Annotated in this window: 13 protein-coding genes and 1 pseudogene; 5 read left to right on the top strand and 9 right to left on the bottom strand. The window is 48.6% G+C overall.

The features are described 5' to 3' along the window. Positions 1-2: 2 nt before the first annotated feature. The 7 genes and pseudogenes from DX130_RS17340 to DX130_RS17310 form a co-directional block, all read right to left on the bottom strand. Positions 3-1,664, bottom strand: a complete 1,662-nt coding sequence (locus DX130_RS17340; protein WP_116047534.1) for an extracellular solute-binding protein — start codon at positions 1,662-1,664, stop codon at positions 3-5. A 59-nt stretch (positions 1,665-1,723) separates the two neighbouring features. Further along, the gene (locus DX130_RS17335) at positions 1,724-2,617 is read right to left on the bottom strand and encodes a carbohydrate ABC transporter permease (protein ID WP_116047532.1); all 894 of its coding nucleotides are present in this window, start codon (positions 2,615-2,617) and stop codon (positions 1,724-1,726) included. A gap of 19 nt (positions 2,618-2,636) precedes the next feature. After that, positions 2,637-3,590 carry an ABC transporter permease gene (locus DX130_RS17330; protein WP_116047531.1) on the bottom strand — a complete coding sequence of 318 codons (954 nt, stop codon included), beginning with the start codon at positions 3,588-3,590 and terminating at the stop codon, positions 2,637-2,639. 144 nt (positions 3,591-3,734) lie between these two features. Further along, complete coding sequence (locus DX130_RS17325; RefSeq protein ID WP_338068645.1) at positions 3,735-4,616, bottom strand: AraC family transcriptional regulator; 882 nt, start codon at positions 4,614-4,616, stop codon at positions 3,735-3,737. 257 nt (positions 4,617-4,873) lie between these two features. Continuing rightward, positions 4,874-6,100, bottom strand: a complete 1,227-nt coding sequence (locus tag DX130_RS17320) for an RtcB family protein (RefSeq protein ID WP_116047529.1) — start codon at positions 6,098-6,100, stop codon at positions 4,874-4,876. 30 nt (positions 6,101-6,130) lie between these two features. Then, positions 6,131-6,343: pseudogene (locus DX130_RS17315) on the bottom strand (hypothetical protein); the annotation flags it as partial. Positions 6,344-6,364: 21 nt separating this feature from the next. Further along, the gene (locus DX130_RS17310) at positions 6,365-7,147 is read right to left on the bottom strand and encodes a nucleotidyltransferase domain-containing protein (protein ID WP_116047528.1); all 783 of its coding nucleotides are present in this window, start codon (positions 7,145-7,147) and stop codon (positions 6,365-6,367) included. 183 nt (positions 7,148-7,330) lie between these two features. Here DX130_RS17310 and DX130_RS17305 point away from each other — a divergent pair, with 183 nt between their 5' ends. Together DX130_RS17305 and DX130_RS17300 are read left to right on the top strand one after the other, a co-directional pair. Further along, a complete protein-coding gene (locus tag DX130_RS17305; RefSeq protein ID WP_116047526.1) occupies positions 7,331-8,656 on the top strand; it encodes a helix-turn-helix transcriptional regulator in 1,326 nt (441 codons plus the stop codon). Next, positions 8,631-9,443, top strand: coding sequence for a WYL domain-containing protein (locus DX130_RS17300; protein WP_116047524.1), 813 nt, complete (start codon positions 8,631-8,633; stop codon positions 9,441-9,443). The genes DX130_RS17305 and DX130_RS17300 overlap by 26 nt, the downstream gene beginning before the upstream one ends. Positions 9,444-9,476: 33 nt before the next feature. On the opposite strand, the gene DX130_RS17295 is transcribed toward DX130_RS17300, so the two are convergent. Then, on the bottom strand, positions 9,477-10,226 hold the full coding sequence (locus DX130_RS17295; protein ID WP_116047523.1) for a 4'-phosphopantetheinyl transferase family protein: 750 nt from the start codon (positions 10,224-10,226) through the stop codon (positions 9,477-9,479). A 240-nt stretch (positions 10,227-10,466) separates the two neighbouring features. Between DX130_RS17295 and DX130_RS17290 the strand changes: the two genes are divergently transcribed. From DX130_RS17290 to DX130_RS17280, 3 genes are all read left to right on the top strand, one after another. Then, on the top strand, positions 10,467-11,453 hold the full coding sequence (locus tag DX130_RS17290; protein WP_116047521.1) for a hypothetical protein: 987 nt from the start codon (positions 10,467-10,469) through the stop codon (positions 11,451-11,453). Positions 11,454-11,623: 170 nt separating this feature from the next. Continuing rightward, a complete protein-coding gene (locus DX130_RS17285) occupies positions 11,624-11,956 on the top strand; it encodes a PadR family transcriptional regulator (protein WP_116047829.1) in 333 nt (110 codons plus the stop codon). Then, positions 11,953-13,317, top strand: a complete 1,365-nt coding sequence (locus tag DX130_RS17280) for an FtsW/RodA/SpoVE family cell cycle protein (RefSeq protein WP_116047519.1) — start codon at positions 11,953-11,955, stop codon at positions 13,315-13,317. The genes DX130_RS17285 and DX130_RS17280 overlap by 4 nt, the downstream gene beginning before the upstream one ends. Positions 13,318-13,442: 125 nt before the next feature. Here DX130_RS17280 and DX130_RS17275 read toward each other — a convergent pair whose 3' ends face one another. Continuing rightward, complete coding sequence (locus DX130_RS17275; protein ID WP_116047517.1) at positions 13,443-15,422, bottom strand: AraC family transcriptional regulator; 1,980 nt, start codon at positions 15,420-15,422, stop codon at positions 13,443-13,445. Positions 15,423-15,657: the final 235 nt, after the last annotated feature.

Raw genomic sequence — 15,657 nt, 5'->3', positions numbered from 1 at the left:
CATTATTTCGTTGCTTCAAGCTTGCTTACGTTTTCTTGCCATCTCTCTGTTTTGAACTTCAGCAGCTTGGCATAGCCCGCTTGCTGAGCATCAGCTTCCGCTTTGTCAAGAATCGCAAGTACTTGCTCATCAGACGAAGCTGTACTGATGGCTTTCGCTCTTGCTTGCTCATAGATTTCCAGAACGCGCTGTGCGATGATGCCTTCATCGGAATCGCCAGCAGGATCTAGGTTGACATAAGCCGTTGTATTGAATTGCGTTTTCCATGTAATCTCTGACTGCCAGTACGTTTCCCAATTGCGCTTTTCTGGCGGCAGAGTCGATTCGAATTTCATTTTGGAATTATCGACATATACCGTATTGCCGTTCCATTGGAAGTTGACGGTGGAGTTCATCAACTCGTCGCGTCCCTTCGGATCGCTAGTGAATTTATCCGTGAAGAGCGGAACTTCTTCACCGTCTACACCATCCCAGTACAAGCCTTCAGGTCCCCACATGATTGTACGCTGGCCTTCCGGACCAGTCAGCCAGTCCAGGAATGCGAAGATCGCTTCCGGATTATCTGCGGATTTCGTAATGACGTTAACGTTCCAGCCCAGCTGCTTGTAATCGCCAGGGAATATTTTGTTCCGGTCGAGCCCTTCCTTGTGAACCGGCCATACCATGATATAACCTGCCTCTGGATCATGAGTGGATAGTTCCATGTTACCCTTGGAACCAAACTCTGTCGGGCTGGAAGCTACATACACAGCTACCTTGCCCGTTACGATCTTCTGCTCTACCTGCTCCAGCTTTTGCGTGAAAGCATCCTGAGTCATCAGCTTCTCACGATACAAACGGCTGGCATATTGAATCAATTCGCGATAGACCGGATCGGTGAACAGCGATACCAGTTCATTGTCTTGCGGTACAGCCAGCATCGGATTGAACGTGAACGGTCTGTTCTCTGCAAAAGCCGAAACCATAATGTCCACACCAGACGCCGTCTGACCTACTTCCAGAGGAGTTACGTCTGGATATTTCGCTTTTACCTGCTTCAAATAGCTATACAGATCGTCTGTTGTCTCCAAGCTTGGCGCGCCAAGCTCATTGTAGATTTTTTTGTTGACCAGGTAGCCGGCATTTCCGTTCGGCTGTGTCGTATACCAGTTCGGGAACTGATATAGCTTGCCGTCCGGGGAACGAAGCATGTCCAGAGTAGCATCGCCTGCCCATTTCTTCAGGTTCGGATACTTATCCAGGTAATCATCGAATGGCACCAACATGCCTTCTGCACGCAGCTTCTCCACATCTGCGCCGCGCTCCATCCACATGACGTCCGGCAGCTCGCCGGATACGATCATCGTGCTCAGCTTGTTTTTGGCTGCACCGCCGGAGCTGACCGGTACGACGTTGACCTTTTTATTCTCTTTGATCCATTGCGTCGCAAGATCGGCTCCCCACTCCGGCATCGTATACCAGTCATAGTGGCCATAGAAGGAGAATTCCAATGGCTCTGCGCCTAGCTCGAATACGCCAGAAGCATTTTCTGTCGGCTCGGAAGGCTTAGACGACGGCCCCTCCGTATTGTTCTTTCCTTTAGAATCCGAACACCCCGTTAAAGCTGTAACGATGACAAGCGTGACTGACAATGCTGTTAGAAGCTTCCCTTTCCATCTGTTCATTGCATGCGCTCCCTTCACAAGTTCATCTATGGTCAAAGCCAATGGCTCTACACCCTTTGCTACTCTTTAAGCGAACCTATCAATACGCCTTTTACAAAATACTTCTGTACGAATGGATACACGCAAAGGATCGGTACAGTCGCCACCATCATCGTCGCCATAGACAGCGACTTAGTCGTCACAGCTCGCATCGCGCCCATACGGCCTTGCGCAGCGGAGTCCATGTTCTGCATCTGCTCCAGCATGATATTAGAGTTCAAGATTTGCTGCAGCTTTGTCTGAATCGGCAACAAATCGACATTAGAGATGTAGATGCTCGGCGCAAACCAGTCGTTCCAATGGTAGACTGCCGTGAATAACGACAGCGTCGCAATGACCGGCCCGGATAAGGGAAGTATGATCCGGAAAAATATGCCCCAGTTCGATGCGCCGTCAATGGATGCCGACTCTTCGAGCCCAGCCGGAATACCCTTGAAGAAAGTACGGAATATAATCATGTTCCATACGCTGATTAAGCCAGGGATAACCATAACCCAGAAGGAGTTCATCAATCCCAGCTCACGGATAAGCAAGTAACTCGGAATCAGGCCTCCGCTGAAATACATCGTGATGATACACATGACCATATAAAATTTGCGACCCATCATATCGCGCTTCGTCATGCCGTAAGCAAAAATTGCAGTTGCAATAATGGAAAGCAACGTTCCGATTCCTGTGCGAAGAACCGAGATAACGAATCCGTCGATCAATCGCTTATCCTTGAATACAACCTCATAGTTGGATAGTGTAAATTCGCGAGGCCAGAACGTAATACCGCCCAGCATCGTGTCGCTGCCAGCGTTGAACGAAATGACGGCAGCGTTCCAGAATGGATAAAATGCCACAAAACCCAATAAGAAAAGCAGCGTATAGTTCACGCCAACAAATAATCGGTCCCCGTAAGACAGCCTCATTGCCACTCGCCCCTTCCTGCTACCATAAGCTGTTCCCCGATCTTCTCGCCAAGTAGTTGGCTCCCGCAAGCATCGCTACGCTGATGACAGCCTTGAACAATCCGGCCGCTGTAGCGTAGGAGAACCTGCTGTTCTGTATCCCGATCCGGTACACATACGTATCCAGAACATCACTGACATCCCGCAGCACAGGATTGCCGGCAAGCAGCAAGATATCCTCAAAGCCTGCATTCAGGAAGTTACCGATAGCCAGAATAGAGAAGACGATTACAACCGGCATAATGGATGGAATCGTGATAGACACGATCTGTCTGATCCGGCTCGCTCCATCAATGGACGCCGCCTCGTAGAGATGCGGATTAATTCCTGCAATCGCTGCCAAATAGACGATGGAGGAGAAACCAATTTCCTTCCATACATTCGTAGCGACCAGAATGCTCCAGAAGTAGCTCGGTTCGGATAAGAAGTTAATGGGATCATCGATTAAGCTCAGCTTCTGCAGCAGCAGATTCAGGCTTCCGTTATCCGTAGACAGAATCGACGTGACAAAGCCCGAGACGATTACCCACGACAAGAAGTGGGGCAAGTAGCTGATCGTCTGAACGAGCCGCTTGAAAAACCGCCTGCCAATCTCATTCAGCATGAGAGCGAGCAGGATAGGAGCCGGAAAGCCAATACAAAGCTTGAGTATGCTAATAACCAGCGTATTGCGTATGACCGTCCAAAACTCAGGTGCGTTGAAAAACATCTCGAAATGCTTGAATCCGACCCACGGGCTCTGAAGAAAACCTTTGAACAAGCTGTAGTCCTGGAATGCCATCATGACGCCGTACATCGGAATGTAGCTGAAGACAAAAATAAACAGCAGTGCCGGCAATGCCATCAGTTGAATGTCCCATTGCTTCAAAAAGCGAATGAAAGGACTCTTTTTGCGATGCGTCTGCCTCTCAACAACCAATTTGGCTTGTGGCATCGGCTTTCCCCCCTCTAATTAACAAGTGAGATTAGCGTCAGCATTCATGACACAATCTCGTGATGTCTGTATCTTTATTGTAAAGGAGACCTTTCCTTGTTTCTCTGCCTAAACAATTAAAAACCAGCACTATTTCACTGGTTTTTAACATTGGAGCTTTCTAGAGACTTTCGGCGTGACACCGACATGTTTCTTGAAGAGCCTATTGAAATTAGTGAGGGTGCGGAAACCGCATTCAAGAGCGATGTCCGTAATTTTCATATTTCCGTTTTCGAGAAGTGTAACCGCTCTCTCCAGACGAATCTGAATCAGGTACAACAGTGGCGGCATACCGACCGACCGCTTGAAAATATCACTGAATCGCGAAGGACTTAAGTAGACGAGTGAAGCCAACTCCTCAAGCGTCCATGGGTGAGCGTAATGCTGCTCCATCACCATGATCACTTGTCTCATCTTCTCAAGCTGCCCCTCGCTAATCCCGTTATCATGACGAAATGAGCCGTCGCTGCGAAAGTCCCGATTCACTGTAGCCAAGAAACGTAGCATAATGGAATGGACGATAGTGGCGTAGGAACGCCGTTCTTGATCATGTTCTTGCTGCAACTCCAGAAGAAGCTCTCGCAGCTTTTGAATATGTGGGTGGTCTCGATCGAGACGATTGGTGAAGTGCCTCCCCATCTCGCGGAACGGACTAAGCAGCTCCGGATCGATACGCAGGCCGTGGATAAACCAGGAGGGATCGAACGTAATGACCAGCATGACAAGATCATTAGACTCGTAAGCGCGGTGCAAATCATTGGAATTCATAAGAAAAATATCGCCTTGCTCAAATTGATAGCTTTGACCGTTAATAATGTAATAACCAGTCCCGGATTTGATCAGATTAATCTCCAGCACATCGTGCCAGTGCAGCTTCTGATACAGGCTTGTGACACCAACTGTTTCGACGACAATTAAGGGATATTTTTGAGCTAATTTTACTTTTTCTTTCGGAATGGTTCCTTCTCGTAGATTAGCCTCCATCATTTTTCGCCTCCGCTATGCCTGAAAAATTGTAAACGCTTAACGTACACATCAATATGTCATATTTTCTGTCACTAGGCAACAGGATTTTTTTGTAATTTTTCGACTTCTTTTATTTGAAAAGCACATTCGCTCATTTGCCATTACTTGATCGATTAGTCGTATCCGTCTTTTATTACAAAAAAAGCGGCGATTCTCATCCGGAATATCCGGATAGAACCGCCGCTAACTCTGCCTACTGCACACTTATCGATCATTCCCTAGTCTTTATAAGGATCGAATTCATCCGCACCCGCCATGCAGACGCCGATCGGCTTCAGTACATGGAGGACATCGATCGTCTCAGAGTGGGCGTCGAGTACTTGCTTCAGCCTGCGGTAGACGAACGGACTCTCGTCTGTTCCTGCACCCTTAAGCATGACGCCGTACTCCCTCACTGCCTCTCTCATCTGCTCCGGCGATATCGCTCCGCCTGAGCGGCTGCGCGTCTTCCAATTCATTTTGCCCGCCGCTTGTGTCCGACTCATAATACGTCCGGCACCATGCACAGTGCTATAGTAGGAATCCTTGTTCTCCGCCGTATCCTTCCCTCTCACAATGACAGAGATATCGCCCATGCTGCCCCCGATAAAACCGAGCTGCCCCGGCGCGGAAGGCGTAGCGCCCTTGCGGACCACGATTCGCTCGGCTCCGTCATGGGTTTCCTTCCAGGCATAATTATGATGATTATGCACTTCGAAATCCGCTTCCGCTCCCAAGATGGCCAGCACCTGGCGGATCACATAATCCCTTCCGGCATAGGCATACCTGCCCGCCAGCTTCATGGCACGGTAGTACATGTCGCCAAGCTCGCTGTTCAGGTCGAACAATACAGGAGCTTGATCCATGCTCTCGCCCGGCGCCTTCCCCAGAAATTCGCGTCCGGCCGCCAGATTCAGAAAACCGCTTGCCGTCTTATGACCGAAGCCCCGGCTGCCGAAGTGATTCCCGATCCACAGCCTTCCGCTCTCCTCTTCCACGAACAAATCTACATAATGATTGCCGCTTCCGACCGTCCCCAGCTGATTACGAGCCAGTTCCTTCAGCTTGTTATGCTCCTGTTGTCCCACCCCGGCATAGACGCTCCAATCGGGATCATCGAACAGCTCATGGTCCACCCGCTCGCTATTTACACGGCCGATGCCGAAGGAGATGGTACGAGCTAGTTCATTCATAATGTCATTCAATCGCGGGAGTACATCTGCCGCCATTAGGTTTGTACGAACCGCCTTGTTGCCGCAGCCAATATCATAGCCGACGCCTGAGGGCGATATTTGCCCGTCGTATACGACTACCCCGCCGATTGGCTGGCTATATCCTTTATGATGGTCAGCCATTAACAGCGTCTGTACAACTTGGCCATGCTCGGCACAGGTTATTGCTTGCGACAGCGCGCCGCTCTCAGGGTTGCCCCATACGCGCACGCCGTCTATCGTCTGGTAAGCCATTGTCAATCTCTCCTTACATGAATCTTCGTCCTATAATCTAGGATCCATTTCCTTTTCTTTGGCAACTTCGAACAAAATCTTGGCCGCACATTCCTTGTATTCCTCATTTTCCGGCGATATATCCTCCAGCCTAATTCCCAGCAGGTTCTTGCCAAGCTGGTATTCATTTAGTGAGGTTTTCAGCTTCGGCATTATATTTTTTTGCTTCATCAGCTTATTGTATTTGTGCGGGAAGCGATAGTCGTCAAAAACGTTTTGTTTCGCTTAGTTCCATGCTTCCCTGAGCAAGTCACGGAACAGTTCATCCAGCTCGCTGTCAATCCCGGACTTTGCGCCCGGCAATTGCGCCGCGGCTTGCTCCAATGAAGCCAGCTGCTCTTCGATATATGCATTTAGAACCGAAATTCTAGGTTGATCATCCCATTCATCGCCCGACTTCTTGCGTATCAGCAGCTCTTCAATCTGACGGCTAAGCTCGCCGTCCTTAGGCAGCAGCGCCTCTATCAAACTTTCGAAGGCTATTGGCGGCATCGTGCCTTTGCGCAATATCCATTCGCAAGCGAGAATAGGCCGGAGTACGTAGAAATATTTTTTGATCCGAACGACTTCCCCTTGCAGATAGGTCCGATAGTTGCCACGCGCCATGTGCAAATAATGATAGATACTCGCTTTGGGTGAATAGGCTTGCGAGCTGAGCTGACGTAGCCGCTCCGCCGTATGGCACGCCTCGGCATAGACAATCGGAGAGTCCAGCCACTCCATTAACGGCGGATTGGACTTGCGGAACAAGTTCAGTCCCTTTCTGAGATCCCATCCGCTTATATCCAGCATCTCGCTAATTGGCCGTTCAATAACGTCCCGCTTGTCGAAGATAGAGAGGTACCAGTCCACAGGACGTACGTAGATGAAACGTACGTCATAGTCACTGTCCTTCGACGGAAAGCCCCATGCTCTGCTTCCTGATTCGCACGCGTACAAGATGCGAATGCCTTCTTCTTGTTCCAGAGCATCAAGCTCTTGCCTGATCTTCATCGTCATCTCTGTCATCACTCAGCCCTCCTGCTGCACACCGCTTGTTCTTGTTGATCTCATTGTCTTCCATATACGCGTACGCGAACAGGGCGAAAGTATGGCAACCCGCAGAAAAAATCCTCCATTTCCACTACTCTATCCTTTTGATAGAATAAAACGTAAACCTTTCAAGATTCCAAGGGACAAGGAGATGCTGCTATGGCAAGAGAGAGCTTTGACAAGGAAATACAGTTTCTTCGGCTGCTTGCGCTGACAGGGGACGCATACAATCGACAGCAGTTCGCCGCCCGTCTCGGCATCTCCGTACATACCTATGACAAAACGCTGCGGTACTTGAAGGAAATGATGAACGCCAATCAACAGGGCCTTACGAGCGAGCAAGACATGGAATTGTCTGAGGCCATTAGGTATAACCACTATGAATCTGCCGACCCGCTACTACTGTTCCTCTATCGGGCAAAGTCAATCAAGGCATCGGAAGGCGTACGGTTCGCGCTCCTGCTCTCTTCTATGCGCGAGCAAGCGCTAACGGCCATGGAATTAATGGATATATGCAGCGAGGCGATGCCCGCCGACTACCCTGTACCCGACGAAAAGACGATACGCGGCGATCTAAAATATATGGAGGAAATCGGGGTCATCTTCCGAACGGACGGCAAACGTCCCTTCCGCTACCGTGCTTCTACCGGGCTGGTCGACGCGTTATCTGAAGATGAATTGATTGATCTCTATGATTTTGTCGATATTCTGGCGAATACGCAGATTCCTTCGGTACAGGGCTATCTGCTCCGCGATACACTGAAAAAGGCGCTTCGGCTAAGAGGCTTGGATACCGACATCACCGAGTCGCATGTCTATAAGTACCACTTTCACTCTCGTATTCTGGACGAGGCACATCTCTATACCATCTATCAAGCGATTGAGGCCAGACGCAAGCTGACCTTTCTCTATCTCTCGCCCAAGAAGGAGAAGCGATACGCCTCCAAAAATACGAATCCGCTCTTCGAGCGGGAATCCGAAGGCATATGGCTAACCGTCCTTCCGCTTCGCGTCATCTATGACCATCAGTATGGGAGATGGTACCTGATTGCTCATCAGACCAAGCAAGGCGTCATGAAATTCCGGATGGAAGGATTAACGGGTGTGGAGTTGAGCGATGCCGTAACGGCAGAAGAATTCGATATACGGCTTGCCCATGCCGAGAGAAACCTGCAACAAAGCTGGGTAATCGACACGATGAGGCCGATTCCCGTCAAGGTGCGTTTTTTCCGACCAGAAGGATCAAAGCATGATTTCGTCCGAGAGCGTGTGGAGCTTCAAGGGCAATGGGGGACGATTACGGATGAATCGGAGACCACCTTTATCTATCACATTGTCGTAAACGGCATTACGGAAATTAAACCATGGCTGAGGAGCTTCGGCTCCAGCTGCGAGGTGCTTGCTCCCTCATGGCTGCGCAAGGAATTTATCGCGGAGTGGAAGGAGATCCAGTCGTATTATGAACCCGTTCGAGAAGATCTTTAATTATCAAATCCTGTCGCGTCTGGACGAGACAGGCGCATTCGCCCTTACCTCGCAGGAGCGGGTATGGCTCAAATCTATGCTTCAACTGGAGGCCGCAGAGCACGCCTTCACACCAGAAACGCTGGATAAGCTGCATACCCTGCTTCAAGACGAGGAGCCCTTCCATCTTCAGCACATTATTATCGAGAAGGGGCGAAATAAGGAAAGACATGTATATCATCCCCTGCTCCGCCAGCTTCGGCGCTTTATCACAGGGGGACAGGGATTTCGATTGACAATGAAGCTGAAGCATGGCGGACATAAGGTCGATCAAACCGGCATTCCTTACAAGCTGGAGTATTCCATGGTCAAACGGGAATGGTACTTGCTGTGGTATGGTACGCGGCAGCATAGTCTCATGTCGACCAAGCTTCGCAATATCGTGGAGATTCATGCGTGGAACTTGTCTGCAGAGCGCGCAGCGGCAGCCAAAGCCAGACTCTTCGAGCTGCTGGAGATGCGCAAGCGAGGGGCTCTCATCGAAGTAAATCCGTTGTATAACGTGGAGTTGTCCCGAGTTCTCTCCGCCTTCTCCTGCTTCGACAAGAAGGTGTCCTACATGGAAGAAACAGATACGTATCGTATCCACATTCAGCATCTCGCAGACGAAACTGAATTTCTGCTTTCCAAGATACGTTTCCTCGGCCTCCGCGTGAAAGTAATAGACGAGGGCTATATGAAAAAAAGAATGCTGGAGGCATCCACAAAAGCGCTCATGAGATACGCAGCAAGCGAGCCGCTTCCTTAATTCCTGTTTATGCGCTCGCTCACTCGCCGTTCCTCAAATGATTCCTTTCGACCAATCCCACTCCAATATCGTCCGCAGCTCCTCAAAGCTCCACTTCGTAATAGATGGCGGGAATCGGTCCACTTCGGCGCAAGCGGCGAGCTTATAGTTTCTATCCAGTTCATAAGTCTTAAAAAAGTGATGTCCGCCAGACGGCTCCAGCGAGACGGAACGATCCTCATTGACCAGAATGGAAAAAGAATGCAAGGGAATAGATAGTCCCTCTCCTTTGCACTTGATGTAGCTCTCCTTGAGCGTCCACAATTCATAGAAATGCGCCAATCGCTCCCCCTGGTTATGGGACATAAGCCGATTGTACTCAAGAACGGACAGAAACGATTCTGCAATATTCATATCAATTGGCCGGATTTCTTCCACGTCGATGCCTACCGGGACATCACTTACGAATAAGGCTACCCAATCCCCCGAATGAGAAACGTTAAATTGCAGCGACTCATGGCCGATTAAAGAAGGCTTGCCATACTCATTTCGCGCAAAATGAATGCGCTCGTTGCCAATCTCCAGCCTGCTTGCAATAGCAGCGCGCACAAGCGCTTCCCCCAGCAGCGTACGGTAAGCATCCCTCAAAAACCTCAGTTTTTTCACTCTCGCACGCTTCTCCTCGGATACCAAACCAAGCAGCCAGTTATAATCATCCGTCCCCATGACGGACGGGATATTCAACACCATAATTTCAACCTTCAACTTGTTTAACACCCTCGCTCCATGTCGGTCTTTGGACATGCATCTAGCCTCATTGTCCCACCCTTATCGTAGTTAATGAATACAACTTTTGTAAGGGTGATTTTTGTGAGAATTGGGGGAAATTTCAATCATCTTGCTTGAATTAGTCATTTTAGCTGTTGAAAAACGAATTGTATAGGGAGTATGCTAATTACGTTTTTTATAGCAATTTCTTGTAAAGGAGGGGACAATCTAGCGCATTCAAAATCATGAATCGGATGATAGAAGGAGGTTTATAAGATGTTCCCTGCTTCGCCGGCCTATGTTCCGGTACTCCTCCATGTCAAATGGTTCATTCGAGACCATGACTGGACACCGCAGGCCATATCACGCGTCATCACCCCTACGTTTCACTTTTGGCTAGGCTTTACTTTAATCATATTGTTAATCGCTTCATTAAGCACCCCCTATATGAATCGGCATGCATGGAGCATAGCCATCGACCGGTTCATGAATCGACTTAAGCCCCATATGCTCACTTTTCTTCGCATAGGACTCGGAATCGGGCTTATGATGCAGCTCTTCACCGGCACATATCTGGCGCCAACGCTTGTATCCCATGATCCCGGAGTCTACGTCGTACTCATCCTTGCCATTCTAGGTTTGATTCATAAAAGAACGCTCGTCATAAGCGGAGCCGCTATTCTTACGCTTTACCTTATCGTTTCACGCCAATATGGTTTGTTCCATGCGTTTGACTATATGTTTTACCTCGGCATCATCTACACGTTATTCGTCGCCAATACCCGTCTTCACCACACCTACCCCATCGTACTCTATCTGTTCTCGGGAATCTCGCTCGCCTGGCTGGCGATGGAGAAGTTCACACTTGCCAAGCTTGCTTGCTCGCTGATGCATGAATACGGTATTCCTTCTTTAGGCTTTACGGTAGAAGATTTTGTCCTGATTAGCGCCTTTATCGAGCTTGGACTGGCCTGGGCCTTTATTGCGGGCTTAATGAACCGATTCAGCGCGCTTATCTTAACCGGGCTCTTCCTGATGACTACAACCATATTCGGTATTACCGAAATTATCGGGCATGCTGTTGTCCACACGCTTCTTCTTGTATTCATCATCGGAGGCAGGGACGCCTCTACCACGCTGCACCGCCTTATGCCGAATGCCATACTGCGGCATGCCAGCGTACTGGTTTCATTTGTACTGCTGCTATTCGGGCTGATGTCGATCTACATCTGGATGGGACAACCACACAGTTGGTTCGTCTAGCGAACCCCGTCTAGCGCCTTTCACCCATGTTCAGCTTTGGTCATAGCACCGGAGCTGAACACGTTCTGAGATTGAAAATAGGGGCTTGAATTTGTACAAATCTGGATATATACTATACCTAGATATTCGATGCATTGATCATATAGGTGTAGGGAGAGATGAAAGACGCTATGAAAATCAATAAAGAACTGATGAAGGGCAGCACCGTCATCCTGATCCTGTCATTGCTGAGCAGGAAGGATATGTATGGTTATGAAATGACGAAGGAGATTGAACGAAGCTCAGCCAATGTGTTCACCTTCAAAGAGGGTACGTTGTATCCTATTCTGCATACGCTGGAGGTTGAGCATATGGTGGAAGCTTATTGGGATGAGGAAGGTGGACGAAAGCGCAAATATTATCGAATTACAGATGAAGGACGTCGTCAACTGGAAGAGAAGCATAAGGAGTGGACGCTATTCCGCACAACAGTTGACCGCGTAATTGGGGAGGGCAGCGTATGACCAGCAACATCGCTAACCATCCTCTAGTCGTCGCTTACATAGATGAGATATGCGCACATGTGAAGGCAAAAGATGTGCATGAAGATATTAAGCTGGAGCTGCTCGGGCATCTCACTGAACGAATGGAAGAACGGATAGAATCAGAGTCACTGTCGGAGGAAGATGCGATCCAGGCAGCTGTGGAGCAAATGGGCGATGCGAAGCAGGTCGGCATAGGCCTCAATGCCGCGCATAAGCCGAAGCCAGAGTGGAGCGTAATCGGTCTCATTGCCACGATGATTGGAATTGCGTTGTTCACGATTTTGTTCGCCCTTCCGGAATCGTCGCAAGCCAGTTCATCTTTCCTTCCAAAAGTAGTGTATGGAGTAATCGGGGGCCTCTTGCTGCTTGTTCTCTACTTCGCTAATTATCGCAAGCTGCTGAAACTATCATGGCCACTATATTGGGCAACAGCAATCTTGATGGCATTGGCCCAATTGTACGGGCCTCAGATTAATGGTTCAAGACAATGGATTGTAATAGGTCCTGTAGCGATTAATATCTTTTCCTACTCTCCTTATCTGCTCATCGTAGCACTTGCAGGCATTCTCTATATGCAGAAGGAAAAGGCGCGGCATGTTGACAGCCTCGATCTTCGCAGCCAATTCATTAAAGGAATCAAACAAGTCATCACCTTTATCCTGATACCTGCCTATTTGTACATGGGCGCTCCTGAGCTTGCTCAGCTAGCCGTATATTCTTTTGGCTTGATGATCCTGCTCATTCTCTATCGGAAGCTCCATTTTTTATGGGTATCGATCGCTACAATGGCAACAGCAGTACTTTTTGTTCTTTGGAATGGTATGAACCCTTATCGTCTGTATTATATTTGGCAGAGATTTGCAGGATTTTGGGGACAAGAAACGGATACCAACTACCAAACTATACGCTCAATGGAAGCCATCCAGTCCGGCGGCATGTGGGGACAAGGAATAGGTGTTCCCAATACACGTTTGCCGTTTTCACACAGCGAAATGATGTATTCTTACCTTATTTATAGCCTCGGCTGGGTATTCGGAGCTTTAATTGCCTTTATCGTTTTGGCTTTTATCGTTCGCATAGTCCGTATGGGCTTCAAGACTGCCGATTTTTACGGAAGGGGCCTCGTAATCGGTTTATGTGCTGTCTTTGGCATCCGACTCATCTGGAATTTGCTTATGTGTCTGGGATTGCTCCCTATTATGGGCATCGAGTTGCCTTTCCTGCACCTGAGTTCCGTATCCGTCCTGGAGTTCGCTCTGGTCGGTCTCATGCTTAACGTTTACAGACGGAAGGATATGATGGGGCGTTCCATTTCCCTGCAATCACCAACACAGACCTGATACGAAGCTCAAAGCGGTCGATGGACCATTATCGTGTACCTATACGCTATGTGATAGGTAATCATCACTGCCCAGTAAAAAGCCGGAGGCTGTTCGGCCTTCGGCTTCTTGGGTATGGAATGACGTTATTGCTTTTTCGCCAACAATAACGAAGTGATTTTCTGCAGCTGCATCTCCAGGGAATACGGGTCCTCCATGACAAACTCGTCGCCAGACTGGCCGTACAGATAGACATTGCCTTTTTTGACTGCCTCGGCACTTTTCCATACTGCGCTATCCATAATTTCTTTCGCATCCTCTGGCGTACTGATATAGACAAATACATGATCGCCCAGATACTCCGGCAACGCCTCGAGGGATATGCTTGCAAAGCCTTGAGGCATGTTTTTCGCCTGCTCCGTTGGTGGCAAATCCATCATTTGATAGATGGTAGAGCTGCCATAGTTGCCTCCTTCCGCAGCAAGTACATAGAGCCCATTGTAAGCAAACTGCACAACCGATACCGTCTCGCCTTCTTTGATCACTCCGGCGATTTGCTCCTTCGATTTGGCTACTTCTTGCTCATAACCTTTGACCCACTCATCGGCTTCCTGCTCTTTGCCGAAGATTTTGGCAATACTTTTGAACTTCTCAATCGGGCCAGCCGTCGACAGCTCTTCCCAATAAGGAAGAAATACAGTCGTACTGATTTTTTGATACTGCTCGATGCTGTCCTCGATGGACCCGATAATCAGATCCGGCTCAAGCATTATCAACTTCTCCGGATTCATCGGGAAGGCGCCCAGGTTTTCAATCTTGGAGAGAATCTCCTCGGTTAATCCTGCCTTCTCCATCCAAGCTTCATCCAGCATCTCTTCCCTTACACCAACAGGAATAATGCCGAGTTTAACCAAGTGGCCCATATATTGATCCGCCGCAACGCGCTCTGGATTGAGAGGAACCTCAACATCCCCTCTCAGCGTAGATACTGTTCTTGTCGTCTTTTGCTGCGCAGGCTCCTTCTGCTCCTGCTGTCCTTGATTGCCGGCCTCCGATATAACAGCCGTTCCGGGATTAACCGCTTGATTGGCAGCGCCGGAACAAGCGCTCAACAGCAACGTAATGCACAGCATAACGGTCATTGCTGTCACTTTAAAACTCTTATACATGGTCTTACTCACATCTCCCTTTAGTTGATAATGATTATCAACCTCAAACTCACTATATCGGTTTGAACGTTTGGGGAGAATAGCAATTTTTGATCTGTTGTATAGCAAATCTTCATCAAGGCTATCATTCTTCCGTTCTCTAAAAACAGCAGGCGACACCCCTTTATAACGTTTAAAGCTGCGGCTAAGCGTAAAACCGTCCGGGTAACCGACCTGCTCGGCGATCTGCTGCAGCGTAGCATTCGATTGCAGGAGCAGCCGGCTGGCATGCTCGATTCTGATTTTGCCCAAATAATAAATAGGGCTCATATTCAGCTGCTCCTTGAACTGCCTGGATATATACCCGGCGCTATAGCCTGTCGTTGCCGCGATCGAATCCAGAGAGATGGGCTCATGATAATGATCATGCATATAACCCCGCACATGAGTAAGCAGATCAGGCTTAATAACCGTCGTATTCTCTTCCTCCAATTGATCCATTAGCTCGACAACAAATTGATACATGGACGATTTGACCTGCAGCCTGTGCCAGGAGCTGCTAGACTGCCAATGATTGAACATGCCTTCTGCTAGGCTGTAGAGAGGCAGCGGATGGCTGGGCTTGATCGCATAGTGGTCATAGAACGGATTCTGTTTTTGCCACAGCTGCATAACATCAGCCCTGAAGGTGAACGGCAGTATCGCTTTGTACATGATCATGAAGTATTTAAAATCGTCTACAGCTTCAATACTGATCGCCAACCCCTTGCCGCCATGCAGCAGCTGAAAGCTGCTCACCTTATGCCGCTCGCCGCCCAAATCAATATAAGCCGATCCATTAATAGCAAATAAGTAAGAATGGGCAGGCAACTGATAAAGAGGCAGCGCTTGTCCCTTCTCCATCCGGATTTGGCGAATATCCAATATTTTAATATAGGCATAATTCCACATTAGCAGGTGCTTGTCTCTATCGATCATGTGAAAGACTCCTTTCTGCTGACCTAGTGTATGAGACACTATCCAGCTTGCGCTATCGCAATATATACATGAGAATGATTATCAATATCTCTTTTTAAAATACCAGTCTAAATGAAAAAGGGAAGCTTTTCAATGGCGAATTGAAAAGCTTCCCTTTGCAGATCATGAATAATCTTAATTCTCCTTGCGCTGCATATGAGCAAGTCCTCGAACAGGAAAACTACGAAGCTTTCCC

It is taken from the genome of Paenibacillus paeoniae, assembly GCF_003388735.1.
Classification (GTDB): domain Bacteria; phylum Bacillota; class Bacilli; order Paenibacillales; family Paenibacillaceae; genus Pristimantibacillus; species Pristimantibacillus paeoniae.
Note: the sequence above shows the minus strand (reverse complement) of the source record. Positions and strands in the feature narration are given on the sequence as shown.

What these genes read in the sequence shown, in the direction of transcription:
- DX130_RS17340 (WP_116047534.1), bottom strand. Translation starts at nt 1,664, where the DNA reads ATGAACAGATGGAAAGGGAAGCTTCTAACAGCATTGTCAGTCACGCTT.
- DX130_RS17335 (WP_116047532.1), bottom strand. Translation starts at nt 2,617, where the DNA reads ATGAGGCTGTCTTACGGGGACCGATTATTTGTTGGCGTGAACTATACG.
- DX130_RS17330 (WP_116047531.1), bottom strand. Translation starts at nt 3,590, where the DNA reads ATGCCACAAGCCAAATTGGTTGTTGAGAGGCAGACGCATCGCAAAAAG.
- DX130_RS17325 (WP_338068645.1), bottom strand. Translation starts at nt 4,616, where the DNA reads ATGATGGAGGCTAATCTACGAGAAGGAACCATTCCGAAAGAAAAAGTA.
- DX130_RS17320 (WP_116047529.1), bottom strand. Translation starts at nt 6,100, where the DNA reads ATGGCTTACCAGACGATAGACGGCGTGCGCGTATGGGGCAACCCTGAG.
- DX130_RS17310 (WP_116047528.1), bottom strand. Translation starts at nt 7,147, where the DNA reads ATGACAGAGATGACGATGAAGATCAGGCAAGAGCTTGATGCTCTGGAA.
- DX130_RS17305 (WP_116047526.1), top strand. Translation starts at nt 7,331, where the DNA reads ATGGCAAGAGAGAGCTTTGACAAGGAAATACAGTTTCTTCGGCTGCTT.
- DX130_RS17300 (WP_116047524.1), top strand. Translation starts at nt 8,631, where the DNA reads ATGAACCCGTTCGAGAAGATCTTTAATTATCAAATCCTGTCGCGTCTG.
- DX130_RS17295 (WP_116047523.1), bottom strand. Translation starts at nt 10,226, where the DNA reads ATGTCCAAAGACCGACATGGAGCGAGGGTGTTAAACAAGTTGAAGGTT.
- DX130_RS17290 (WP_116047521.1), top strand. Translation starts at nt 10,467, where the DNA reads ATGTTCCCTGCTTCGCCGGCCTATGTTCCGGTACTCCTCCATGTCAAA.
- DX130_RS17285 (WP_116047829.1), top strand. Translation starts at nt 11,624, where the DNA reads ATGAAAATCAATAAAGAACTGATGAAGGGCAGCACCGTCATCCTGATC.
- DX130_RS17280 (WP_116047519.1), top strand. Translation starts at nt 11,953, where the DNA reads ATGACCAGCAACATCGCTAACCATCCTCTAGTCGTCGCTTACATAGAT.
- DX130_RS17275 (WP_116047517.1), bottom strand. Translation starts at nt 15,422, where the DNA reads ATGATCGATAGAGACAAGCACCTGCTAATGTGGAATTATGCCTATATT.